The sequence below is a fragment of the Pseudomonas sp. R3-57 genome (assembly GCF_051132065.1).
Lineage (GTDB): Bacteria > Pseudomonadota > Gammaproteobacteria > Pseudomonadales > Pseudomonadaceae > Aquipseudomonas.
Window position 1 is genome coordinate 2620838 of the sequence record NZ_CP071655.1, and the last position, 24519, is coordinate 2645356.

24 protein-coding genes are annotated in these 24519 nt (G+C 58.7%); 10 read left to right on the forward strand and 14 right to left on the reverse strand.

Going from position 1 to position 24519, the window contains the following annotated elements:
* Positions 1-185: 185 nt before the first annotated feature.
* On the forward strand, positions 186-1313 hold the full coding sequence (locus J3P93_RS11910; RefSeq protein ID WP_434597588.1) for a saccharopine dehydrogenase family protein: 1128 nt from the start codon (positions 186-188) through the stop codon (positions 1311-1313).
* Entirely contained in the window at positions 1313-1804 is a 492-nt protein-coding gene (locus J3P93_RS11915; RefSeq protein WP_434597590.1) for a DUF2269 family protein, read from the forward strand. Before J3P93_RS11910 ends, J3P93_RS11915 begins: the two co-directional genes overlap by 1 nt.
* Positions 1805-1867: 63 nt before the next feature.
* Here J3P93_RS11915 and J3P93_RS11920 read toward each other — a convergent pair whose 3' ends face one another.
* The gene (locus J3P93_RS11920) at positions 1868-2635 is read right to left on the reverse strand and encodes a sulfite exporter TauE/SafE family protein (protein ID WP_434597593.1); all 768 of its coding nucleotides are present in this window, start codon (positions 2633-2635) and stop codon (positions 1868-1870) included.
* A 174-nt stretch (positions 2636-2809) separates the two neighbouring features.
* On the opposite strand from J3P93_RS11920, the gene J3P93_RS11925 reads away from it, so the two are divergent.
* Positions 2810-3679, forward strand: coding sequence for a LysR family transcriptional regulator (locus J3P93_RS11925; RefSeq protein ID WP_434597595.1), 870 nt, complete (start codon positions 2810-2812; stop codon positions 3677-3679).
* A 3-nt stretch (positions 3680-3682) separates the two neighbouring features.
* Here J3P93_RS11925 and J3P93_RS11930 read toward each other — a convergent pair whose 3' ends face one another.
* Entirely contained in the window at positions 3683-4153 is a 471-nt protein-coding gene (locus tag J3P93_RS11930) for a thiol-disulfide oxidoreductase DCC family protein (RefSeq protein WP_434597597.1), read from the reverse strand.
* Positions 4154-4221: 68 nt separating this feature from the next.
* Positions 4222-4677, reverse strand: a complete 456-nt coding sequence (locus tag J3P93_RS11935) for a GNAT family N-acetyltransferase (RefSeq protein ID WP_434597599.1) — start codon at positions 4675-4677, stop codon at positions 4222-4224.
* A gap of 156 nt (positions 4678-4833) precedes the next feature.
* Here J3P93_RS11935 and J3P93_RS11940 point away from each other — a divergent pair, with 156 nt between their 5' ends.
* Both J3P93_RS11940 and J3P93_RS11945 read left to right on the forward strand, forming a co-directional pair.
* Positions 4834-5247 carry a PaaI family thioesterase gene (locus J3P93_RS11940; RefSeq protein ID WP_434597601.1) on the forward strand — a complete coding sequence of 138 codons (414 nt, stop codon included), beginning with the start codon at positions 4834-4836 and terminating at the stop codon, positions 5245-5247.
* A gap of 191 nt (positions 5248-5438) precedes the next feature.
* The gene (locus J3P93_RS11945; protein ID WP_434597603.1) at positions 5439-6650 is read left to right on the forward strand and encodes a multidrug effflux MFS transporter; all 1212 of its coding nucleotides are present in this window, start codon (positions 5439-5441) and stop codon (positions 6648-6650) included.
* 17 nt (positions 6651-6667) lie between these two features.
* Here J3P93_RS11945 and J3P93_RS11950 read toward each other — a convergent pair whose 3' ends face one another.
* Together J3P93_RS11950 and J3P93_RS11955 are read right to left on the reverse strand one after the other, a co-directional pair.
* Positions 6668-7585, reverse strand: coding sequence for an AraC family transcriptional regulator N-terminal domain-containing protein (locus J3P93_RS11950; RefSeq protein ID WP_434597605.1), 918 nt, complete (start codon positions 7583-7585; stop codon positions 6668-6670).
* 155 nt (positions 7586-7740) lie between these two features.
* Positions 7741-8505: an SDR family NAD(P)-dependent oxidoreductase gene (locus J3P93_RS11955; RefSeq protein ID WP_434597607.1), complete on the reverse strand. Its 765-nt coding sequence runs from the start codon at positions 8503-8505 to the stop codon at positions 7741-7743.
* A gap of 241 nt (positions 8506-8746) precedes the next feature.
* On the opposite strand from J3P93_RS11955, the gene J3P93_RS11960 reads away from it, so the two are divergent.
* Positions 8747-9616 carry a helix-turn-helix domain-containing protein gene (locus J3P93_RS11960; protein ID WP_434597610.1) on the forward strand — a complete coding sequence of 290 codons (870 nt, stop codon included), beginning with the start codon at positions 8747-8749 and terminating at the stop codon, positions 9614-9616.
* A 170-nt stretch (positions 9617-9786) separates the two neighbouring features.
* Entirely contained in the window at positions 9787-10521 is a 735-nt protein-coding gene (locus J3P93_RS11965) for an SDR family oxidoreductase (RefSeq protein ID WP_434597612.1), read from the forward strand.
* 101 nt (positions 10522-10622) lie between these two features.
* Here the strand turns inward: J3P93_RS11965 and J3P93_RS11970 are convergent, their stop codons facing one another.
* The 4 genes from J3P93_RS11970 to J3P93_RS11985 form a co-directional block, all read right to left on the reverse strand.
* On the reverse strand, positions 10623-11975 hold the full coding sequence (locus J3P93_RS11970; RefSeq protein ID WP_434597614.1) for a c-type cytochrome: 1353 nt from the start codon (positions 11973-11975) through the stop codon (positions 10623-10625).
* 17 nt (positions 11976-11992) lie between these two features.
* Positions 11993-14248: a molybdopterin cofactor-binding domain-containing protein gene (locus tag J3P93_RS11975; protein ID WP_434597616.1), complete on the reverse strand. Its 2256-nt coding sequence runs from the start codon at positions 14246-14248 to the stop codon at positions 11993-11995.
* Positions 14248-14703: a (2Fe-2S)-binding protein gene (locus tag J3P93_RS11980; protein ID WP_093101126.1), complete on the reverse strand. Its 456-nt coding sequence runs from the start codon at positions 14701-14703 to the stop codon at positions 14248-14250. The genes J3P93_RS11975 and J3P93_RS11980 overlap by 1 nt, the downstream gene beginning before the upstream one ends.
* Before the next feature lie 302 nt (positions 14704-15005).
* Positions 15006-15665, reverse strand: coding sequence for a glutathione S-transferase (locus J3P93_RS11985; RefSeq protein WP_434598348.1), 660 nt, complete (start codon positions 15663-15665; stop codon positions 15006-15008).
* Between the two features lie 183 nt (positions 15666-15848).
* Here J3P93_RS11985 and J3P93_RS11990 point away from each other — a divergent pair, with 183 nt between their 5' ends.
* Positions 15849-16421 carry a TetR/AcrR family transcriptional regulator gene (locus tag J3P93_RS11990; RefSeq protein ID WP_434597618.1) on the forward strand — a complete coding sequence of 191 codons (573 nt, stop codon included), beginning with the start codon at positions 15849-15851 and terminating at the stop codon, positions 16419-16421.
* Positions 16422-16476: 55 nt separating this feature from the next.
* On the opposite strand, the gene J3P93_RS11995 is transcribed toward J3P93_RS11990, so the two are convergent.
* Positions 16477-17346 carry an NmrA/HSCARG family protein gene (locus J3P93_RS11995; protein WP_434597620.1) on the reverse strand — a complete coding sequence of 290 codons (870 nt, stop codon included), beginning with the start codon at positions 17344-17346 and terminating at the stop codon, positions 16477-16479.
* Positions 17347-17453: 107 nt separating this feature from the next.
* Here J3P93_RS11995 and J3P93_RS12000 point away from each other — a divergent pair, with 107 nt between their 5' ends.
* Together J3P93_RS12000 and J3P93_RS12005 are read left to right on the forward strand one after the other, a co-directional pair.
* Positions 17454-18329, forward strand: coding sequence for a LysR family transcriptional regulator (locus J3P93_RS12000; protein WP_434597622.1), 876 nt, complete (start codon positions 17454-17456; stop codon positions 18327-18329).
* 331 nt (positions 18330-18660) lie between these two features.
* Positions 18661-20019: a DUF4041 domain-containing protein gene (locus J3P93_RS12005; RefSeq protein ID WP_434597624.1), complete on the forward strand. Its 1359-nt coding sequence runs from the start codon at positions 18661-18663 to the stop codon at positions 20017-20019.
* Positions 20020-20174: 155 nt separating this feature from the next.
* Here J3P93_RS12005 and J3P93_RS12010 read toward each other — a convergent pair whose 3' ends face one another.
* The 4 genes from J3P93_RS12010 to J3P93_RS12025 form a co-directional block, all read right to left on the reverse strand.
* Positions 20175-21014: a hypothetical protein gene (locus J3P93_RS12010; RefSeq protein ID WP_434597625.1), complete on the reverse strand. Its 840-nt coding sequence runs from the start codon at positions 21012-21014 to the stop codon at positions 20175-20177.
* Positions 21011-22321 (reverse strand): AAA family ATPase, encoded by a 1311-nt coding sequence (locus J3P93_RS12015; RefSeq protein ID WP_434597627.1) that lies wholly within the window; start codon positions 22319-22321, stop codon positions 21011-21013. The genes J3P93_RS12010 and J3P93_RS12015 overlap by 4 nt, the downstream gene beginning before the upstream one ends.
* A gap of 275 nt (positions 22322-22596) precedes the next feature.
* Positions 22597-22959 (reverse strand): DUF6124 family protein, encoded by a 363-nt coding sequence (locus tag J3P93_RS12020; RefSeq protein WP_434597629.1) that lies wholly within the window; start codon positions 22957-22959, stop codon positions 22597-22599.
* A gap of 371 nt (positions 22960-23330) precedes the next feature.
* Positions 23331-24452, reverse strand: a complete 1122-nt coding sequence (locus J3P93_RS12025) for an SMP-30/gluconolactonase/LRE family protein (RefSeq protein ID WP_434597631.1) — start codon at positions 24450-24452, stop codon at positions 23331-23333.
* Between the last annotated feature and the right edge of the window lie 67 nt (positions 24453-24519).

Below are 24519 nucleotides of genomic sequence, written 5' to 3' on the forward strand. Positions count from 1 at the left end.
TTTCCTCATGACACGCTAAACCCCTGTGGGAGCCAGCCTGCTGGCGATGGCGCACTGTCATTCTCACAAGATCTGCCTGACCTGACACAATCCTCCACAGGTTTTATGGTGCCGCGCGATGGCCCGTCGATCATCAGCCCTATATCCTGCCCGCTGTGTAATGGACTGACTTAAGGAAGAATTGCATGCCGTTCAGGGTGATGGTGGTCGGTGGTTACGGCAACTTTGGCAGCATCGTATGTCGGCATCTGAAATCGATGCCAGCCATCGGCCTGGTGCTGTCGGGACGTGATCCGCGCAAGTTGCACAGCAAGGTCGATGAGTTGCAGGCGCAGTCCGGCGCGGTCTGCGAGGGCTGGTGCGGTGATGCGATGGGCGCGGGGTTCAGCGACGCATTGCGTGCGCTGGATATTCAGTTGGTGGTGCACACCGGCGGGCCGTTTCAGGGGCAGTCCTACGCGGTCGCCGAAAGCTGCATTGCGGCCGGCGTCAACTACTGCGACCTCGCCGATTGCCGCACCTTCGTCAATGGCATCGACATACTCGATGCCAAGGCGAAGCAGGCGGGCGTGGTGATTCTCAGCGGCTGCAGTTCGGTGCCGACGTTGTCGTCAGCGATTATCGACGAACAGCGCCAGCGCTTTTCGCGCATCGACTCGATCGAACACGGAATTTCCTCGTCGGCGAAAATGCCGGGGCTGTCGACCATCGAAGGCGTGCTGGCCTACGCCGGCAAACCGATCAGGCAACTGAAAAACGGCAAGGTCCACGAAGTCTCCGGCTGGCTCGATCTGACCTTGCGCACGATGCCGCAACTGGGCACGCGCCTGCTGGCCAACGTCGACGTCCCGGACATGGACATCTTCGCCGCTCGCTATGGCGCGCAGACCTTGCGCTTCAAGGCCGGCGCCGGGCTCAAGCTCGGCGGCCTCGCCAATGGCTTGCTGGCGCAGGCATTGAAGCTCGGCCTGGTCCGCGACCATGCGCTCTGGGCGGCCCGGCTGCATCGGCTGGGCGTGCGTTTCGAGCGATTCGGCGACGGCAAAAGCGCGATGTACATCGATGTGCAGGGGCTGGGTCTCGACGGACTACCCTTGTCGATGACTGCGCAACTCACCGCCCTCAACGATAAAGGCCCGGAAATCCCCAGCTGCGCCGCCGTCGCTCTGGCGAGCAAAATGGCCCAAGGCTACGTACCGGCCGCTGGCGCGCGCCCTTGCGTGGGTGAAATCAGCGTCGACGAATACCTGACTGCCATCAACGACCCGCATAACCTGAGCCTGTCGGTGCAGTTTTCGGACGGGCAACGCTGATGCTCTATCTTTGCTTGAAATACCTGCATGTGATCGCGGCGATTTTCCTCTTCGGTTTCGGCATGGGCTCCTATCTCTACCTGATCGCCGCCAGCCGCACGGCCAGCCCGCAGGTTATCGCTCACGTCGCGCGCATGGTGGTGCGCTTCGACACTTGGATCACCACACCGGCTGGCTTTGTGCAGATCATTACCGGCTACGGGCTGATGCGTCTTTCCGGGCTGAGCATGAGCACCGAATGGGTGCTGATGTCGCTGATCATCTTCGTCTGCGTGGGCGCGTTGTGGCTGCCGGTCCTGCTGCTGCAGAAACGACTGTGCCAGATGGCCGTGAAGGCGAGCGAGGCGGGCGCCGTTCTCGATGTGCGTTATCCGAGCATTTACCGCGCATGGTTCTGGATGGGTGTGCTGGGATTCGCCGGAATGTTTGTCATCGTGCTGATGATGGTGTCGAAGATGACGCCGGCTCAATTGCTGGGGTATTGGCTGTAGCGTTTGAGCGTGTGTGTTCAAAGCCCTTGGTGATTGGGGCCGGCAAACAGCTTCGGTCGATCCCTAGGAAAATAACGACAAGCCCATCCTGCCGATTAAAAAAACCAGCAGAATCAAAAAAAATATCCGGATGAATCCGCTTCCATAGCGTAGAGCCAGGAACACGCCGGTCACAGAACCCAGCATGTTGCACAGAGCAACGACGGTGCCAACGGTCCACAACACATTGCCAGACGGAATAAAAAATAACAGCGCTGCGCCGAATGTCCCCAGGTTAACCAGTTTTGCCGAGGCCGAGGCGTTGAGAAAGTCGAATCCAAACACTTTAACGAAGACGAAAAGAAGCAGGCTGCCGCTACCGGGACCAAACACACCATCATAAAAACCAATAAGGCCACCAAAGAAAACGCCTAATGCAATTTCCCTCGGGCCACATTTAATATCTGCGTTCGTCAGGCCTAAATTTTTTTCGCTGAATGTATAAATGGCCATGGCTATGAGAATGAAAAACACAACAAATTCCATGAGTCTTTTCGGCACGATTGAAACGGAGAAGGCGCCAAGAAAGGCAAATACAAAAGCCGAGCACATGGTCGGAAGCATCAATCGCCACAGGATTTTTATGCGTTTAACATAGCTGAATATGGAAGATAAATTTCCTGCCAGGACAGCCAGTTTATTGGTGCCGAATACCGTGGCCAGACTTTGCTGGGGCAGCGCATGTAACAGTGCCGGCAACTGAACGAGCCCACCGCCACCCACCGCAGCATCAATCAAGCCCCCGCAAAAAGCGAAAAAACCCAGCGCTATCAAAGCTTGCTCAATGGACATGGTAATAAACTTTGTTTAATTCCAATTGCAGGCACTCCTTAAAGTACGATGTTTTTATTTTGCGAGATGGGCCAACTTGCGTTTGGTTTTGTAGAAGCATTGAAATAACTGATTTGAGGGCTTGCTACAAGTGACTTATAGTGTGCGCATCATTCACTTTTGATGAGTAATGACATGGAGTTGTCCCAGCTGACGATGTTCAAGACGGTTGCCGATCAAGGTAGCATCGTGCGCGCTGCTGAGTTGTTGCACTGTGTCCCTTCCAACATCACTAACCGGATCAAGGGACTGGAGCGGGAGCTAGGGGTTTCGTTGTTCATCAGGAAAGGCAGGGGGCTGGTCATCAGCCCATCCGGAAGTTTATTTCTCGGTTACGTTAACAAGATCCTGTCGTTGTGCGAGGAATCACAACGAGTCCTGGACTCATCAGCTGCGCCTTCGGGGATATTGAAAATCGGTGCTATCGAGTCTTCCGCCACGGGCAGATTGCCGAGGCTGTTATCGAAATTTCATCAACTATATCCCGCTGTGCAAATGCAATTTCGCACCGCAGACTGGTCGCAGTTATCAAACGATGTAGTCAAGCATGAACTGGATGGCGCAATTGTCGCGGTAAGACCTGAGCATCCGGATCTAAACGCTATTGAAATATACAGAGAAGAGCTGGTGCTGATTGCCTCTCCCGCTGCCGGACAAATAAACAATCCGCAGGACCTCGCAGCAGTCGATATATTCATGTGGCCTGAAGGTTGCCCTTATCGAGGTGCACTGCTTGATTGGCTGAAAAAGCATGGCGTAGAAAGTGCCGTAACCAGTATAGCCAGTTATGGCACTATCCTCGGTTGTGTCAGTGCTGGTGCCGGTGTGTCTTTAGTTCCGAAAGGTATCTTTGAGCAGTTCAAAAGGATCGGCAGCATAAGCGCTTATACGTTTGATGATTTGCTGCCGGTTACCAATTATTTTATATCGAACAAAAACGTTGAGTTGCATCGTGCGAAAGACAAGTTTGCCGAACTTCTAAAAGAAGAGCTTCGATGCCTGTGACTGCTATTTTTCGGTGCATGGCAGTGCGGACATTTTCAGAAAACGCAGCTCATGGTCCGGATTGGGCAGCAGGCAGCTGTCGTACTTGCCGAACAGCCGATAACGATTCAGCGCGATGCGGTCATACGCCCAGTCCCGCACGCGGCGAGGCAAGATGCGCAGCACGCGCAACGGCTGCCAACGGCCGGGCAATTGGCGGATCACTTCGAGGAATGCATCCGAACGTTCCCAGTAATGCCGATCGCGAATCACTGCCATGGTGTCGAACTGGTCCACCGGCAACCCGGCCCACGCCAGCAACGCCTGGCCCTCCGGAGACTGCACGGCGGCCAGGCGCACGCGTCGCTGCTGATCGTGACGAATCAGGAAACGCGCCCAGCCATTGCAGAGTTTGCAGACGCCGTCGAACAGAACCACGGTTTCGCCGGGTTTGAGAAGCGGCGCGGGGGTAGGGCGGATGTTCGGGGTTGGCATTCCATCAGATTCCAGGGCAGGGCTGGTTACCAGCATAGCGCCGCGTTGTATTCCGGTAATAGCAAACATTACGGCATCAGCATCTTGGCCATGATGATCGTACGCTCCGATTGATAATACTCGTCGCGGATTTTCCTGAAGCCTAACGAAGCGTAGAAGCCTTCTGCTGGGATTGAAGAGGGCACGTTGAGCAAACTCAAGCCTGCATCCAGAGCGATGGATTCAATGGTGCTGATCAAGTGCCTGCCGATGCCCCTTCGGTGGTATTGCGGGTCGACAAATACGCTTCGAATAATGTTCTTCTGAAGACTCGCTGTGGCGACGATGTGGCCATCAATTGTCGCGACGAGCACTTGGCGCTCAGTCAACATACGCAGGACCGCCGGGACGGAGAAGCCTTGAACCACTTGGTCGATAATGTCGGATGAATAGTCCCGCGCGTTGGACTCTCGAAGTGCGTTGATGATCGTCTTGCTGATGGCCGGCGCATCGCTATCCGATGCGTTTCGAATCTGCACATCCACTCGCATCGCTCCTTTTACAGTGTCAGCCGTGTAGCACGGGCGACTTATCCCAGCATATTCCATGTCCGTATAGTTCTGGCCCGATTATCTCTCGGCACATACAACCGAACTCAGCAGGTCAACATCATCGTTGAATCACCCGCAACGGGAGCAAGCATGAACGCCACTGTAATCCCCGAAGGTTTCACGCTGTTCAGTCGCAGCAGCCCATTGCTCGATTTGCTGGGCCCAATCTACGCGCGCGGCAGTGGTCTGCAACTGGAACTCGGATTGTTGACCGACGCCAGGCACGCCAACGGCCGTGGCACGTTGCATGGCGGTGTGTTGGCGACGTTGGCGGATGTGGGTATGGGCTACGCCATGGCATTTTCCAGCGACCCTCCGCAGCCGTTGATCACGGCGAGCATGACCCTGGATTATCTCGGTGCCGTGCAAATCAATGAATGGCTGGAGGTGCGTCTTGAGCATTCGAAAAAAGGTCGGCAACTGGCGTTCGCCGCTGTCAGCCTGCATGTCGGAGAGCGCACGGTGGCGCGCGCCAGTGCGGTGTTTGCTGTGCCTGTGAACTGAGCGCATGTCTACGCTTTGCGGTTATTAAAATTACGGGCGTCATATTTACAGGTGAAAATTATTATGACCATAATGCCGCGCCCTCGGTGCAGTCGTTGGTTGCTGTTCCGGACTGCGCGCGAGGGCGTTTGAGTCAACCGGGACCCCAAATGGATCGGGGCATTTGTCTCCCCATCATTTGGGATAAAGCCATGCACACATCCACTCGCTCCAGCGTATTGCTCGCACTCCTGATCGGGCTTTGCGGCCTGGGGGAAATTTCCACGCAGTTGCTGATTCCCAGCCTGCGCGAACTCGAGTCAGGCCTTGGCGCTGCACCGGGTGCGTCACTGGCGGCGTTGTCGATGTTTGTCGCCGCTTTTGGTTTGGGTCAGTTGTTCTTCGGCCCGCTCTCAGATCGTCTTGGGCGGCGCCCGCTATTGCTCGCTGGCGTTGGTACTTACGTGCTGGCTTCGCTGTGGATGGCGTATGCGCAGAGCATGGACGAGTTCATCGTCGGACGTGCGCTTCAGGGTTTGGGCGCCTGCGCAGCGCTGGTGGTGGCGCGCAGCATTGTGCGGGATGTGTGGAAAGAGCGCGCCGGACCGATCATGGCCATCACCGTGATCGGCATGCTCAGTACCATCATGCTCTCACCGGTAATCGGCGGGTTGATCGCCACCCACGCCGGCGGCTGGCGCGCCGTGGTGATGGCAACCGTAGTGTTCGGCGCACTGGCGCTGATCGCTTCGCTGTTTTTCAAGGAAACCCATCTACAACGTGACCCGCAGGCCGGGCGCCTGAAGACATTGCTGGGCAACTACGCGGCGCTGCTCAAAGGCTCGTCTGTGCGCAGTTTTTCGGTTGCCATCGCCTGCACTTACGGCGCGATGTTCAGCTTTATCGCCGGCTCATCGCGGGTATTCGTGGGCCAGCTCGGCTTGAGCCCTACCCAATACGGCCTGCTGTTTGGCAGCATTGTTTCCGGGTTGATTGCCGGTGCGGTCTACACCAACCGCACCATCATCAAGTCCGGTCCGGAAAAGATCGTTGCCCTCGGCACCGGTCTGGTTGCGGTGGGCGCCAGTCTGTCGTTCATTATTCACCAGTTGGCTGGCCCATCGGTAACCGGTCTGATGCTGCCACAGGTGTTGCTGACGCTGGGAGCGGGCATGGTGCTGCCCGGTTCGGTTGCCGGCGCGGTGATTCCCAATCCGACCCGCGCCGGGCTGGCGGCTGGTTTTATCGGCTTTGCGCAAATGGCCGGTGCGACCGTTGCGGGATTGCTGCTCAGTCGTCTGCAGGACGACACCGCCGTCGCGATGGTCGCGCTGAATGCTGCGTTTGCCATCGCCGGTTTTGTCGTATTCCGCATAATGCTTGCGCGTAAATCTCGCGCAGCCAAGCTCGCTCTGGGCGAGTAAGGCGTGCTGTTCGTCGCTCACGCCAGGCTCCGCGCACTGCTGATATCTTTCGAGGGCGGCGAGCCGAACTGGCGGCTGTACTCACGGCTGAATTGCGAGGGGCTTTCATAGCCCACGCGATAACAGGCACTCGCCACATCCAGGCCCTCGCCGAGCATCAAACGGCGGGCTTCCTGCAGGCGCAGTTGCTTCTGGTATTGCAGCGGGCTCATCGCGGTCATCGCTTTGAAGCGGTGGTGCAGGGTTGAGCTGCCGAGGTTGGCGATACGTGCCAGCTCTTCGATGCGCAGTGGCTGGGTGTAATGGCTGTTCAGCCAGTCGATCGCCCGCGTCACGCGGCGCGCTTGCGAATCGCCCATGGCCAGTTCGTACAGACGACGCCCGTGAACCCCGCGCAGCAGACGGTAGTAAAGCTCGCGCAGGGCCAGCGGTGCGAGCATGCCGATGTCGCGCGGGGTCTCCAGCAGGCGCACCAGACGCAGCATGGTTTCCAGCAGCGGCACATCGATAATTTCCAGAAACATCCCACGCTCCGGTTCGTCCGGAACGCCTGTCGGCGGCGCATCGGCGATCACCTGCGCAAGGTCAGTGGCTTCGAAATCCAGACGAATACACAAATAGGGCGCCTCCGGACTCGCCTGCAACACCCGACCGGACACCGGCAGCGTGACCGAGACCACCAGATAATTCAGCGGGTCATACCGGTAGCAATCCTCACCGAGCCCGACTTCCTTGCGCCCTTGCAGGATCAGGCACAGCGCTGGCTTGTGCACGGTGTGGATCAGCTCGGTGGGCTGATCCATGCGGATCACATGCAGCGGCGCGATGGCGGTTTCGTAGATGCCCGGTTCGGCAAAGCGCTGGGTCAGTGCACGGATCAGTTCAGTGCGATAGAGGGCGGTGTTTTGCAAGAGGGAAGCATCGCTCGGTTGCATAGCAAACTCTCATAAAGATTCGTGGGCCGAGGCGGCACCCGTCGCTGATCTTCAGATTACACAGCGGGGAGGGCGCAGTGTTAGGCCGATACTGCCGCAGATCTGCCTGATCCTGCTGCGCGTGCCGGACATTTTCGCCTGCGCCCGTTGTCGTGTCAGCCTGCGGTGACGGTCATGCCACCGTCGGCCATGACCACCGCGCCGACCATGAAACTGGCGCGATCCGAGGCGATGAACGCGACCACTTCAGCGATTTCCTCGGGTTGCGCAGCGCGGCCGATGGGCGCGTTTTCGCCGTGTTGCGCGAGGAACGCGGGACCATCTTCGACTACGTCGTTAAGGATGTTGGTCACCACGTCACCGACGCCAACGGCATTGACGCGAATGCCATGGCCAATCACTTCCAGGGCAAGGGTGCGTGTCAGTTGTGCCAGCGCGCCTTTTGAGGCGGTGTAGGCGGCGATGGTCGGGAAGGCGAAATAGGAAGCATAGGAGGCGATGTTGACGATCGCACCGGACTGGTTCGGGATCATCGCTTTGACCGCTTCGCGACTGTGCAGGAAAGCGGCGGTGGCGTTGACCGCTTGAATGCGTTCCCAGTCGTCGCGGGTCATGTCGACCACCAGTTTGTTGATAATGATCCCGGCGTTGTTGACGAGAATATCCAGGCGGCCAAACTGCTCAACGGCCAGGGCTACCGCGCGTTCGGCGGCGCCGTCCTCGGTGATGTCGGCCACCAGCGGCACCAGGCCGGGACGGGCCAGTTCCTGCACGGCGGGGTTGAGGTCTTCGGCAACGACTTTGGCGCCACGGGCATGCAGCAACAAGGCGATCGCCTTGCCGATGCCGCTGGCCGCGCCGGTCACCAAGGCCACTTTGCCCATCACTTCGTTTGGCGTGCTGTTGTTGATCTCGCTCATGATCTTCTCCACGTTGTGATCCAGTCAGGATTGCCTTGCCAGCGACCTTAAGGCGTTGGTTTCGGCGACGGTTCAACTGTCTCGCAACCTGGCGACCTCGACTTTCGCGGGCTTGCCGAGGCTGTCGGAGTTTTGCGCCCAATTTGGCAATGGCTGGGTTATTGTCGGGCTTTGCACTTTAGGGAATGGAAGGAAAACGTTCATGGCGAATACCGCTCAGAGGCGTATATCCGGTGGTTCCATGGCAGATTACTTGCCGGGGGAACCCCTCGCGCTGCCTTCGCGGCCTCATTTCGATGATGTCGTGACTCAGCTGTTCAGCCATCGCAGCATCAACGAGCCGATCACGGTACCCGCGGTGGTAGAGCCATTGCTGGTATTGGTCCTGGCCGGCGCGGCGAGGGTGGAAGAGCGTGCGCCGGGTGGCGAGTGGGAGGCGGCAGAGGTCAGCGCCGGCGACTTTTTTCTCACCCAGTCGGATGAACCCTATGAAATGCGCTGGCAGACCCACGGCGGCGAAACCTTTGAAGTCATGCACCTTTATCTGGGTTTGCCGCTGATCGAACGTGCCTCGCGGGAGCTGTCCGGGCAAGCCGGCGCGCCGCTGCGGCTGCGCGATGTTTCAGGCGCGCGGGATTCGCGCGTCGCGTTTGTCATGCAGCAATTGCGCAGCGAACTGATCGAGCAACGCTCGCCCAGCGCACTGTTCGCCCAGTCGCTGGCCCAGGCGTTGGCCGTGCACCTGCTGCGCAGCTATCCCGCCGAGACTCAGGCGGGGCGTCGGGTCAATGCGTTGCAGGCTTACAAGCTGCGCAAAGTCACCGATGCGATGACCGCGCATCTGGACGACGAATTCAGCCTGGCGAAATTGGCAACGCTCGCCGAGCTCAGCGAATACCACTTCAGCCGCCTGTTCAAACGCGCCACCGGTCTGGCGCCGTCGCAATATTTCATCCGTTTGCGCATGGCCCGCGCGCGGCAATTGCTGCTCGAGTCGCAGCGCAGCGTGATCGACATCGGTCTGGAGGTCGGCTATTCCAGTGCCAGTCACTTTTCGCAGGTGTTTCGTCGTGAGGTGGGCGTCACGCCCAGCGAGTTTCGCGGTGCTTGAAGAGCGCCGATAAACCATCACCGCGCATTCAGACACGAATAGGCAAACCTCACGCAGCTTTCGGCACGCGTCCAGCCAGTCTGTGCGCTTAACCTTTTCGACGTACCCAGCCAACACCCCGCACCCCGCGGCCCGGCTGACTTTCCATGCATTGAGCAGGAGAAACGGATATGTCGAACATCCACAACAAAGTCGTATTGATCACCGGCGCCAGCAGCGGTATCGGCGAAGCGGCCGCGCGACTGATCGCAGCCAAAGGTGCCCACGTAGTACTCGGTGCCCGCCGCACCGAACGCCTGGAAAAACTGGTCGGCGAAATCCGTAGCGACGGCGGCTCGGCCAGCGCCCGCGCACTCGACGTGACCGACATGAACTCGATGCAGGCCTTCGTTGAATTCGCCAAGGCGCAGCACGGCAAGGTCGACGTGATCATCAACAACGCCGGGGTCATGCCGTTGTCGCCACTGGCTGCGCTGAAGGTCGACGAATGGAACCAGATGCTCGACGTCAACGTACGGGGCGTGCTGCACGGCATCGCGGCGGTGCTGCCGGGAATGCAAGCGCAAGGCTTCGGCCAGGTCATCAACATTTCTTCGATTGGCGGCCTCGCGGTGTCACCGACCGCCGCCGTGTATTGCGCCACCAAATTCGCAGTCAGAGCCATCTCTGACGGCCTGCGCCAGGAGACGGACAAGATTCGCGTAACTGTGGTTTGCCCGGGTGTGGTCGAGTCCGAACTGGCGGATTCTATTTCCGATGAGGTCGCGCGTGAGGAAATGCGCGCGTTTCGCAGCGTGGCGCTGGGTGCCGATGCGATTGCGCGAGCGCTGGTTTACGCGATTGATCAGCCTGATGACGTGGATGTCAGTGAAATCGTGGTGCGGCCGGTGGCCAGTCCGCATTGATGGATTGAGACAAGTCGCCGGTTGACGCAAAGCCTGTGACGTTCTCATTGACAGTAAAATGCCGGTCCCACGCGGGACCGGCAACTGCTGTCTCAGCGCTGCTAACGCATCTGCAAAATAATCGGACTGCTGCTCGCCGGATCCGTGTGTTCACGCAATTTGCCGACCGACGCGGCATCGACCGCGCTGGCCTGATTGCCCCAGGTACTGCGCATAAAGGTCAGAACCTCGGCGATCTGCTGGTCCGAGAGCTGCTCGCGGAAGGCCGGCATGCGATAGGCGTCAGGGACGCCCGCCGCGACGACCCGTTGCGAGCCGTTGAGGGTGATGTTGATCGCTGATGCCTGTTCCTTCGCCAGCGCGGAAGTGGCGCCGGCCAGCGGCGGCATCCATTCGGCCTGCCCCTTGCCGTCGACACCGTGGCAAGACGCGCAGCGCGTGACGTACGTATGCGCGCCGGGGCTGTCCAGGCTTGGCGCGGCAGACGCTTGCTGGTATTGCCAGGGCGGACCATCACGTTGCGGGTCGCCGGGCAGCGATTTCAGATAATGGGCGATGGCGCTCAGATCCTCGTCGCTCATGAACTGCGTGGAGTTGTTGAACGCTTCGGTCATCGAGCCGTAAACAACCGCATGGCGGTTGCGCCCCGTTTTGAGAAACTGGACGATTTCCGCCTCGTTCCAGCGGCCCAGTCCGGTGTTGTGATCGTCGCGCAGGCTCGGCGCATACCAGCCGTCGAGCAGTGCACCGGCGAGGTACGGTTGGCCCGATCCATCGAGCGCTTTCTCGTTGAACGCCAAGCCGCGTGGCGTGTGGCAGCTGCCGCAATGCCCGGCGCCCTGGACCAGATAGGCGCCGCGGTTCCACTGTGCATCCTGTGAGGGTTTGCTGGCGTAAGGTTCGGCGTCGACAAACACGCCGTTCCACATCGCAATCGGCCAGCGCAGGTTCAGCGGCCAGGGAATCGAACTCGGCTGGTTGGCCTGCTTGACCGGCGCCAAGCCTTTCATGAAAAACCCGTACAACGCACGCACGTCGTCGTCATTGAGCTTGGCGTACGAGGGATACGGCATCGCCGGGTACAAACGCCGACCGCCCGGCGCCACGCCATGGCGCACCGCACGGTCGAAGTCGGCGAGGCTGTAGCGGCCAATCCCGGTGTCCGCATCCGGGGTGATATTGGTCGCATGGATCACGCCCAGCGGTGTGGCCATTTCCAGGCCACCGGCAAACGGCGCGCCGCCCGGCACGCTGTGGCAAGCCACACAGTCGCTGAGGCGGGCGACGTATTCGCCGCGAGTGACCAGCCCGGGGTCGATGTCGGCCACGCTGAACGGTGGCTTTTCCAGCGGCGAGACAGGCTCGCGGGTGACATACCAGGCCAGCAGACCTGCCGCGATCAGACACGGCACGGCCAGCCAGCCAGCGGTTCTTGCGAATCGGCTGTTGTTCATAAACGCTCCGGCGCTGATCAGGCGAAAGTGTGGCGGCTCATGGGCAGGCTGCGAACTCGCTGCCCGGTCAGTGCGGCCACCGCGTTGGCGACGGCCGGCGCGACCGCGGGCAGTGGCGGTTCACCGATGCCGCCCATTTTTTCCCCGCTTTCAACCACCCGCACATGCACCCTGGCCATGCGCGAAGGCGCCAGGATCGGATACAGGTCGTAATTGCGCGCACGCGGTTTGCCATCGAGCCACACGGCTTCCTCGACCAGCGTCTGCGACAGCCCCAACGCCACGGCGCCGTTGACCTGCGCCTCGACAATCGCCGGGTTGACGATGCTGCCGGGGTCGATCGCCTGCCAGATGTCGTGCACCTTGACCTGGCCGTTTTCGATCGACACCTCGGCAATCACGGCCGTCTCGGTGCCGAACGGCGACGCCATCGCCACACCGCGCGCACGCCGACTGCCATCTCCGGCAGTAAACGGTCCACGCTTCCAGCCGCCCGACAGCTCGGCCACCGCTTGCAATAGGGTGGTCAGCCGAACATTGTCACGCAGCAGATGCAGGCGCAGATCGAATGGGTCCTTACCGCCCTTGTCGGCCAGTTCGTCGAGGAACGATTCGTAGAAAAAGTCGTTCAGCGAATTGCCCACCGAGCGCCAGTAACCGAGCATGGCCGGGCCTTTGACGTAGATCTGCGCGATGCGCTTGTTGGCGATCGCATAGGACTTGCCGGACAAGCCTTCCAGCGCCGTCGGGTCGAGCTTTTCGCCTTGCTTGCCGGCGATGGCTTCGGTGGGGCCTTCGGTGGCGCTGATCGCTTCGATTGCCAACGGCCAGCCGTCGTTGTCCAGCGCCGCGCGAAAGTTGACCGCTGCCACCGGGCGCAGCACGTCACGCAGGAATTCCTCTTCGCGGCTCCAGATCAATTTGACTGGTCGCCCGACTGCCTTAGCCAGCTCAATGGCTTGCGGGTACGGACTGGCCGAGTCGTAGAGAAAATGCCGACCGAAAAAACCGCCCAGCAGCGGCGAGTGCAGGGTGATTTGCCCAAGCTCGAGACCGGTGCGTTTGGCGATGTCGGCGCGATACAGATCCGGTGCCTGATTCGGCAGCCAGACGTCCAGCGAACCATCGGCATTGAAACGCGCCAGCGCCGACGGCGGTTCGAGTTGCGCGTGATTGAGGTACTGGTTGTGATACGTCGCATCGACGCGGGTTTTTGCGTTGGCCAGACTGGCAGTTACGTCACCCTCGTTTTCATCGTCGCGGGCCGGGCCTTTTTCCGCCGCCAGACGCTTGAAATACGCATCGCTGGAAAAATCCGCCGGCATCACCCGGACCGGGCTGTCGGCGCCCGGTTCCTGCCAGTCGACCTGAATCGCCTCGACCGCGCGTTTGGCGTGCCACCAACGCTCGGCGAGCACCGCCACAGCGCCGGGCAGACGGTGCACCGAATGCACGCCTTTCATCGCCTTGACCTGCTCTTCGTTGCGCAGGCTGCCCACGGTCATGCCCAGACGCGGCGCATGCTGAACGGCGGCGTGGAGCATGTCGTCGACCGTCAGATCGATGCAGTAGAGCGCCTTGCCAGTGGACTTGTCGTAAGCGTCGATGCGTTTGACCGGCTTGCCGATCCAGCGGAACTGGCTCGGATCGCGCAGCTTGACACTAGCCGGGTCGGGCACTGGCAGGTCCATTGCGCGTTCGGCCAACTCACCGTAGGTCAGCGAGCGGCCGGATGCGGCGTGCAGCACTTTGCCCGGTTCGGTGCTGAGTTCGCTCACCGGCACGCCGAGCCGTTCGGCGCCCGCTTGCAAGAGCATGGCGCGGGCGAGGGCGCCGAGGCGGCGCATCACCGGATAGCTCATGCGCACCGACATGCTGCCGCCGGTAATGCGCATGCCGTTGTCCATCACCACATACGCCTCGCCGGGCGGTGCGGCTTCGACCAGGAACGTCGCCGGATCGGCGTCGAGTTCTTCGCCGACAATCTGCGCCATCGCTGTGAAAGTGCCTTGGCCACCTTCCATGAACGGGCACATCAGGCGCACGCGGTTGTCCGGGCGGATCTCCAGAAACGCCGGCACTTGCGTACCGCGTTCGCTGGTCGTGGCTGCTGCTGCGGCGGCAAATGCGCGGGGCGCGCCGATTGGCAGACCGAAGCCCAGCACCAGCGCACCGACGGCGGTACCGGTGAGAAAGCGGCGGCGGGAAAGGTTGATCGGCGTCGTCAGGTCAGGCAACGAGGATTGTGCAGTGGTTTCGCTGGAAACATTCATCAGGCGTCCCTCTTGCCAGCCAGCTCATGCACCGCGGCATGAATGGCGTTGTAAGTGCCGCAGCGGCACAGATTGACCATCGCCGCCTCAATCTGCGCATCGCTCGGCGTGGGGTTGTGCTTGAGCAGCGCGGTCGCGGCCATGACCTGCCCGGACTGGCAATAACCGCATTGCGCCACTTGCAGCTCGACCCAGGTCGCGACCACACGCTTGCCCACCTCGTCGGATTCGATGGCTTCAATGGTGGTGATATCGCGGCCAACCACACCGGCCACCGGCGTGACGCACGAACGCACCACATTGCCATCCACCAGCACCGAGCAGGCGCCGCACTGGGCCAGGCCGCAGCCATATTTGGTGCCGGTCATGCCGAGGTCATCGCGCAATACCCAGAGCAAGGGCGTGTCGGCGTCGGCATCGACCTGAACGGTCTTCTGGTTGATTCGTAGTTCCATGGGTTCACCCGCCTGATCATCGGTTGACGTGCATTTTTATAAGCATGGGCCGCAGCGCCAGTAAGCGTGTTTGTCACTGAGGTTGGCGCGCTGTGAAGTCCGCGTCGCATACGCGTGGGCGCGGTTGCGGTTGTTATCGGACTGTATGGCGTCGCGCGCGCGTTGGGTATAAACGGCAGTGCAAGTCCAGAGGATCAGGCAAGCATTCAAGAGGATTGCGCTAGAGCGTAGGCCATCCGCTCGCAGAATGTGGCGGGAGGAGTGAGCGCTGCCGCCCCTGAAGCGGGGCGGCAACTGTGGGTTTATCGGCGTTGTGCGTCTCCTTGCTCAACCATCGCCCGCCATTGCTGCACGCTTGGCCGCGCCTGCATCCGCACATGCCAGGCCTTCAACGCCACACATTCATCTGGCACCGGCAAATCGACCAGCGCCGCGAAAATCATCCCGCCCAGCACGGCAATGTCGGCCATGGAAAAGTCCTCGCCGGCGACATAAGGCTGATCGCGCAGAACGTTATCGAAGTAGTGCATGCCGCGCACGGCCTTGTCGCGCATGCGCAGGCCCCACTCGGCGTTCTGATACAGCTCGACCTTTGGGCCGAGGCCCGGCGTGGCGTGGTGGAAGTACACGCTGACCGCGTCGAGAAATTCGATCTCGGCGCGTTTGGTCATCATGTGGATCAGGCCTTTTTCTACCGGCGTGCGGCCGGTGAGTATCGGGTTGTTATCGAGGCTGTCGAGGTATTGAGTGATCGCCGTGCACTCGGCAATCAGCGTGCCGTCCTGCAGCTCGAGCAACGGCAGCGTGCCCGAGTAGTTCAGGCGCAGGAACTCAGGTTGCTTGTGCTCGCCGGTCCACAGGTTGACCGACACAAAATCGATGCGCGACAGCAGCGATTTTTCTGCCAGCGCAATGCGCACACGGGCCGGGTAAGGGCCGTTGTACCAGTCGTAAATTTTCATCATCGGCAGCGAAGCAGGGTCGATCACAGCATTGGAATCAGTCATTTCGGGTTATCTGCCTGTCAGTTGGTAGGCGAAGATTGCGACCAGTTTTGCAGCGTGTCAACCCCTACCTGCCAATTGGCAGGTGAACATTCTGCGCGTACACTCCACGCCATGATTTAACGCTTTGAGGATCTGGAAATGAGTGTCAACGCGCGTGAAGCGATTCTGGAGGCGGCAAAAACCGCCGCGCAGCTGCATGGCTACAGCGGCATCAATTTCCGCAGCATCGGCGAAGTGGTGGGCATCAAGAACGCCAGTATTTACTACCACTTCCCGAGCAAGGCCGATCTGGGCGCAGCCGTCGCCGAGCGCTATTGGCAGGATGCCGTTCAGGTGCTCGAAGGCATTCGCCAGGCCAATCCCGACGCGCAACGCTGCCTGACGCTGTATCCGTCGATCTTCCGCACCTCGCTGGAAAGCGGTAACCGGCTATGCCTGGCGAGCTTCATGGCCGCCGAATATCAAGACCTGCCAGATGAGGTCAAGGCGCAGGTCAAGCGATTTGCCGAGGCCAATATCGAGTGGCTGACCGAGGTGTTGGTCAGCGCTGGTGAGGCAGACGAAGAACGCTGTAAGGCGCGTGCCCGGGCGATTTACGCGGCGGTGGCCGGTGCGCAATTGATCGCGCGCAGTCGGGGGGATATTGGGTTGTTTGACGAGTTGATTGGCAGTTATGTGGAGGCGGGGTTGATTGCTCTTTTGACCGAGTGAACAGACGCTTCACGTCGGGGCAAGGCTGGTGCCAAACCTGCCCCGTCGTGAATGGTTAAGCCCCGGCAACCGTCTCCCGCACGAAATCTTCATACGTGCGCAACGGGCGGCCGATGATCGACTCCAGTCGGCGTTCAGCGCCTTCGCTCGCCCGCATGCCGAATGCCTGAATCCCCGACATCATCAAGCGCATGTCATACGCCAGCCACGCGGGGCCGTAGGTAGCCAGTTGCGCTTCGAACGCGGCCACATCGTCGCCGCCGTAAGTGATCTGGCGACCCAGCGCCGAACTCCACACCTGCGCTACCGATTCGCCGGTGAGCGGGCGTGGCCCGACCAATTCCAGCGTTATACGCTCCAGCGCCGCGGGTGCCTGATCGCGGCGCAGCAACTCGGCGACGGCGACGTCGGCGATGTCCCGGGCGTCGATCATCGCGACGCCAGCCGAACCGATGGGCATCGGGTAGAGGGCGTAGTTCTCGATGGTTTGCCGCACCATCAGATCGTTCTGCATGAAGTAGGCCGGGCGCAGGATCGTCGCCGACAGGTCGAGGCTTTCGATCATCCGTTCAACGGCCCATTTGCCGGTGAAATGCGGCACGTTGGTGAAGCGGTCGGCATGAATCACCGAGAGATAAACGATGCGCTCGATCCCCGCTTCCCGAGCGAGGTTCAGCGTGACCAGCGCTTGCGTGACCTCATCGGGTGTCACCGCATTCAGCAGAAACAGGGTACGCACCGGTGCCAATGCAGCGCGCATCGACGACACGTCGGTGAGGTCGGCAACTACTTCCGTCACGCCCGCGGGGAACTCGCGCTTGCCCGTCTGGCGCACGAGGGCGTGCACATCGGCGCCGGCCTCAACAAGGCCAGTGGTAACCAATGAACCAATGGTGCCCGTGGCACCGATAACCAGAATGCTCATGTTCAATCTCCTGCGTTAAGAATCTGTCGATGACCAGAAGATAAGGTGTTGCGTCGATAAAGCGCAGATACCAATATGCGAACACTTCGTTTCAAAAGTGGAACACCATGAACCTCAACGCCCTGATCGATTTCATGCTCATTGCCACCAACGAAGGACTCGGCAAGGCGAGCCGGGCGAGCGGCACGTCCAAGGCGACCTTGTCGCGACGCATCGCCGACCTTGAGGAACAGCTCGGCGTCAGGCTCATCGAGCGCAGCGCCCGCGGCCTCAAACTCACCGAGGCCGGCGCACTGCTGATGGGCCGGGCCGAAGGCCCGCTGAGCGAGCTAAGCGAAGCCCTGTCCGCAGTCCGCGAAGGCGTCGCGACACCGCGCGGACGCCTGCGCATCGCCGCCCCCGTGCTGTTCTCGCAACTGGCGATGGGCCGCCTCAGCGCCGAGTTCTGCGCGCTCTATCCAGAGGTGGAAATCGAAGTCATCGCGGACGATCGCCAAGTCGATCTCATCGAAGAACGCTTCGACATCGCCATCCGCGTCAACCCCAAACCCGACAGCAGCCTGGTCGGCCGCTGTTTCGTCAAAGACCGCCTGGTGGTCGTCGCCGCGCCCGATCTGGCGAAACCGGTGCCCGGCACCATCAGCACCGTGCCAGCCGTTGTCACGACGACTTTCCAGCCGACACGCTGGCGCCTCGATGATGGCGTGCTGGAGTTGGAGCCGGTTGTGAAAATGCGCTTTTCCTCGTTATTGATGGTTCGCGATGCGGCCATTGCCGGCGCAGGCGTGGCGCTGATTCCGCAGTCGATTGCCGGGGCGCAACTGGCGCGGGGGGAGTTGGTGCAGTGGGGCGTGGTAACGGGGGTAGAGCCAGAGTTGTGGGTGCTGCACACGTCGAGGCGATTGGCGGCGCCGAAGGTGAGGGCGTTTGTGGATTTTTTGTGTGGGCGGTATGTGGATGGGGCGTTGGTTTTGAAGGGGTAGGGGGGACGCACGCGATTTGGAAAAGTCCTGATCCAACAGGTCCCCTCATTTCGGTGTATTCGATAATTGGAGTCGGTTGGTCTAAGTTGGGAGTCGACCCGGTAACTCGCATTGTTGCAATGCGCATTTCCTAATGGAGGGTTGTCGGCCCCGTACATCAACGATTTGCACGAATCACTGTTTCGGCCCATTCTAGCCAGGGATGGCCAAATAATGGCTAGTCACAAGGAAAGAAGTCCCAACCTTGCTAGGCTTCACGCTTTGCGCTGCAAAGCTGCCTTCGCTGGTTTGGAACTGAACGGCCATTTGGCTCATCACGAGGAAGGAACCCATGTCCTTTAGCGACTATTGGAAAGGCCCCGCCCACCGGCAACGCGCGGATGATTTAGAAGCTCAACTTGCGGATCTCCAAACGCAGTACGCGCAGCTTCAAGCGCTCTCTACGAAGATAGGCGCTATGGACGTCTTGGAGGTCCAGAAACTAATCGAGCAAGAGAAAGAGAAGCTTGCTATCGCCCGGCAAGAAATTCAGCGCGCTGAGTGGGAGGTGGCTGCGCTAGCGCAACGCTCCTCTGATTTGCAAGGGCAAATACTCGTGTGGGAGGAAACGTTACTGCTAGAAAGCTTTGCGCTCTATAAACCCAAGTTCAAACTAACTACCAGCCATGAATACAAATCCCGACTGGAAAGTGTCCGTGAGCGCCAGAAAGCGATGATCAAGGGCGGCGATGCAGCGACCGGAAACATGGACTGGACGGTCAATGACAGCAAGGCTCAAGGTCGGAAGCTCGTTAACGACATGATCAAACTGGTGATTCGTTCCTTCAACAACGAAGCCGATGTCTGTGTGGACAACGTCAAATTTGACAACGTCGAACTGGGCGAGAAACGTATTCTCAAATCTTTCGAAACCTGTAACCGGCTTGGCAAAATCATGAGTGTAGAGATATCGCGCACCTATCTGAGCCTAAAGCTTGATGAGCTGTACCTTGCCCAAGAATTTCAGATCAAGAAGCAAGAGGAAAAGGAAGAAGCGAAGCGCGCCCGAGAAGAGTTGCGGGAACAACAAAAGCTTGAGCAAGAGATTCGCGCGGCGCGGGAGAAGATCGCCAAAGAGCGCAAACACTTTACGACAGCCGTGCGTGATCTCCAGGCCCGCTTGGCAAAAGTAGAATCTGAGGACGAGCGTGCTGCCTTGCTGACGAAGCTAGCAGAAGTTGAAGCGGGCCGAGCCGAGCTAGAGAGCGAAGAAAAGCTGATTGACTATCGCGAACAAAATGCCAAGGCCGGCTATGTGTACGTGATCTCCAACCTAGGGGCGTTCGGGGAAGGAATTTACAAGATTGGTATGACGCGCCGCTTGGAGCCCATGGATCGGGTCGACGAACTGGGTGATGCGTCGGTACCGTTTTGGTTCGATGTGCATGCGATGGTCTTCTCGAATAACGCTCCCGCATTGGAAGCAAAACTGCACGAGCACTTTGCCGTAGGTCGCCTCAACAAGGTTAACGGGCGCAAGGAGTTCTTCCGCGCGGACATTGCTGAGATTGAGTCGGTTATTCGAGAAAACTACGATGCTGTTGTCGAGGTTACCCACGAAGCGCCGGCGGAACAGTATCGCGAAAGCCTGCGCATGGTATTGCCAAAACCTACAATCCAGCAATCGGAACGACTTGCGGCACAGAGCTGAAATTCTGATGCGGGAATGGGGGGCGGGTATCTTAGAAAACAGGCCCGTCCCCTTCGATTCTTTTTATTTTTTGATCCCGATTTCTGCCGCTAGCGAGAGGTTTAGAAAATAGTTGCGGCTTAACACCATAGTTCCCGATAATTTCGAGCCACTCTTTAAATCTGCCGCTTTCGCTTCATCGCCAATAGATCGACATAGCTAAACGTTAAGTGTTGCTTCACGAAACATCGCGCTACAGCTGCAAAAGGCTCTTTGCTGCGGCATTCGTCCATCAAGGCACTCAATGCGTTGTTCTGGGCAAGAACGTTTGCCTGCTTCAAAGCACTTAGGTATTCACGGTACCGTTTGTTTAATTTTGCACCTTTGATTGCTCGCTGTATCTCTAATGATCGGCGATCAAGACCGCATACGTCGATCGTAGCGGCTCCTTGAGGTGTCAGCCCTCGAATTTGTCCCGTTATGGCATCGAATTGAAAGTGACGCTCTGGGTCTACCACGAAGGGGTTAATAAGCAATGCTCTTTCAGCAGACAGCTTTTCGCCACGTCCCGACCTTTTCGCTGCAACTGGAAACTGGTTTCTCTTCCAACTGGAATTGCAGCGGTTGCAGCTCAGTAAGTAGTTGCTCCACTTATATGCCAGCCACCAATAGCCTTCGGTTGCAGGTCCATCATTGCTCCTGCCTGGTGGTTGCCCTCCGTAATCGTCACGGCTTTTCGCGGGACTGAGAGATTGGCAATACGCTTTGGGACGAAAATGCTCTACATCCCCTGGATTGCCGGAAACAATGTGAGTTTCGCAATACGCACATTTTCCGTTGTACTGCGGCCGGATGAAGTGGTGCTTATGCTTGCCCCAATGATTTGGGAAGTCTTCTTCTCGGAATACTGGCACGGCGGTGCTCTTCGCTTGCGTAAGAAGAGCCTTGGCAGGGGCTTCACTCGCTTTCGCCAAGTTTTCCGGTACTTTTGGATGCCGTCCTTTCAAACCAATCATTTCGCTTTCCTCAAGGTTTCCAGACGCTTCCGCGCAGCTTGTTGAATTAGCTTTTTTTCTTGCGCCGGAGTCATTGAGTCGATCTGTGAGCGCTGTCGCATGTCCAGATCTGCTTGCGCTTTATTGTCAAGTTGAGAAGGGAGGAAGGATTTAATGCGTTGACGAACCTTTGGCTCCAATTCCTGCAGCAGTTTCTGATTACCTTGTTGGAAGGCATTGCGATAACGTGTCAGAAGGTTTTCGCTAGTGCTATCCAACGTAGAAGCAAGTCCAAACCACTCGCCAAGAAGAAGCTCATTGGCACCGCGACCGTCTGGCGACGGCAAGGGGTCAGGGATAAGTTCTGCAACTGCGTTGTGCAACCGAGTCGCAAATAGCTCACCGGGTCGTGTATTGACGATCGCCAGTGGTGAATGTGTAGTGGTGATGAATTGAATATTAGGCAAAAGGCGTCGCAACGTGGGCACTAGCGTCCTTTGCCATTTTGGATGCAGGTGTTCGTCCATCTCGTCGAGCAGCACGATACCAGCTAACTTTTGCGGAGAGTTCCAGCGTCCTGCTTTGACACAGTTCCCCATTAGATCCAATAACCAACTGCCGGTGCCCCTGTAGCCATCACCCAACGCGTGGAATGGCATTCCACCCCAAGGACCATGAATTACGACCTGCTCGGCTGAGATGTCTAAAGCATGATTCGGATTGAGGCCCCATAATTTCCAGAGATAGTTTTTCATCTCTTTCATAGGGTCATCCGTGCCCTTTTTTCTCTGGGCAGCCATCAGTGCAAAATCCCGAAGTATCGACTCCGGCTCCAAGAGTCCTGCCCTATCATTGAATAACGTCAGCAGAGAATTTCTTAGCGCATATTGACTGTGCATTCGCCCGCCAATGCCTCGATTGGAGCCGTAACCACAGATGAAGATATCGCTCCATTTGAAAGCGGATTCGCTTACATCTTTACTAATCCGGACCCCACCGTGTTCGTCCAGTTTCAGTTCAGTGGTGATGGTGATGTGCTGTTTCGAATCGTTGTCCCGCAAGGTGACTATGATCTTGCTCGAAGCAGTATAGGATCCCCTTTTGTTCATTCGAATAAATTGGCCGGGTAGCAGCGCCAGTAGTTCACTGGAAGTCACCTCATCGCCCAATCCCAGCGCAATAGCTCGCAATATAGTGGTCTTGCCGTGCCCATTGTCGCCTATCAATATGGTCCATTGTCGGTGCTTTTTTCCCGCATCGAACGACAACGAAAAGTTTTTGAAACCCCGGATGTTGCTGAACTGAAGATGAGAAAGATATAGGGCCACGAAAGCTCCTTATGGCGGCGCAGGGGGAATCGTCACTGACGACATGTCGTGTAGTTTAGTTGACTACCTGTGCAGATGTAATCATCACCTAAGCTCCTCTCGTATCGGCAGATGAAATACAGGCACTCGGCATCGACATTTCCCATTCAATTACCTCTCAGAACCGTGCCTCTTGGCCTCGGTCTTGCGACCGCTTCTGGCCGAAAGCAGACGCATAACTCAATCTGAACCCCTCATGGCAACAGTCCGACCATTGCCACAGAGGGGCTCACTCATCAATCCACCGGCACAACATTATCCAGCGCTTGATTCACCGCCAGCTCCCCCAGCATCACCACCTGCGCAATTCCTTGCAGCGTCTTGCGGGTCGGACCCTCGACTGTGCCGATGACATTAGCCAGCATTACCGAGGCCGAGCCCAATGATTCGGTGGCATTGACCAGCAATTCTTCCGTCGCGGTTTTTGGATTGGTGAGGAACATGGTGCTGGGTTGATAGGTCGTCGCCATGATCCGGTCGGCGGGCTTGAGGTAGTGGTCGAGGGCGCGTTCGGCGGCTTCGTGGAATTTCTTTGAGTCGGGTGATTGGTAGGGCGAGACTGAATCGGTCTCTGGCGGGTTGGGTGTGACCTTGAACATGAAAGACACTCCTGGGAAAAGATTAGGGAGCCATCACGATTCGCTACCAAACGAAAGGTGGCGGCCATGCACAGGTTGGTAGACCGGCCCAGGAGCCCGGCGCGTCCGAGGACGCCCTACGCATGACCACCATGAAGCGAAGATCAAAAAGACGATCTTTGCGAGAGGTGCGCAATGCGCCTGGGGGATGCCGGGCTACCAAACCCGATCACTGTTTTCAGTGACGAGCAAACGATAGAACCCGCGTCCCAGACGCACAAGCCGGCGGATTCTGGCGTAGTCGTAGGCAATGGCGCAAGCCGTTGTAGCCTTGCGCCAGTAACGCGGCGTGTCGCTTAAACAGCGGCGGAAATTATCTAAACGTAGCGTTTTCACACCCCAAACGTAGCCCCGCGCGTATTCACAAAAAGCGAATAAATCGAGTGGCTGCTGGCCATGAACAACCGATTGCCTTCGCGCCCGCCGAAGCACAGGTTCGGGCAGCGCTCGGGTAGCGAGATATGCCCGATGGCCTTGCCCTGCGGATTGAACACGCGCACGCCGTCGAGTTTTTCCAGGTCGGCTTTCGGGTCGCCATTGCCGCCCCAGCCACACCACAGGTTGCCGGCTTCGTCGCACTTGATGCCGTCAATGGCGGCGTAGTCCAGGCCTTCGATGTGCTTGCGGCGTTCGCCCAGGGTGCCGTCGTCCTTCACCGCTATCGCCCAGATCAGGCGATTGGGTTTGGCGCGGCCTTCGACGACGTACAGGGTTTTTTCATCCGGGGAAAAGCACAGGCCGTTGGGCCCGCTGAGATCGTCGATCACCCGGGTGACCTTTTTGCTCTCGCCGTAGATGCGGTACACGGCGTGCGGTTGGGTCGGGGTGATTTTGTGGCCTTCGTAGTTGTTGCCGGTCTGGAAGGGCGGGTCGGTGAACCAGATCGATCCGTCACGTTTGCAGACGACGTCGTTAGGCGAGTTGAAGGGCTTGCCGTCGAAGCTGTCGGCCAGCACGGTGATCGTGCCATTGGCTTCGGTGCGGGTGATGCGCCGGCCTTCGCTGGTGGTGGTCGAGCCTTCGCAGACGATCAGCCGCCCCTGGCGATCACGGCACATGCCGTTGGAGAAGTTCGAGTGGTCGCGGTACACGCTGAAGGTGTCGGTGATTTCGTCCCAGCGCATGATGCGGTTGTTGGGGATGTCGCTGACCAGCAAATAGCGACCATCACCGACCCAGACCGGCCCTTCGGCCCAGCGCATGCCGGTGGCAAGTTTCTCGACGCTGGCGTTGAAAATCCGTAGATCGAGGAAGCTGTCGTCGAGGATGTGAATCAGCGGGTCAGGGTAGCGTTGACTCAACGGTTCGGCGGCATCGGCGAGTCGGCTCAGGGCGCTGCTGCCGACGGCGGCGAGCGTGGCGGAAACCGCCAGGGACTTTTTCAGGAAGCTGCGGCGGGTGTTGCCCAGCGCTGGGTCAAGGCTATCAGGCTGGGCGGACAGGGATGAGTCCATGTAGCGATCTCCGTGGTTTTATTGTTTTTCGGGAGATGCATTAATACCTTCTGGTAGGACATCGTAC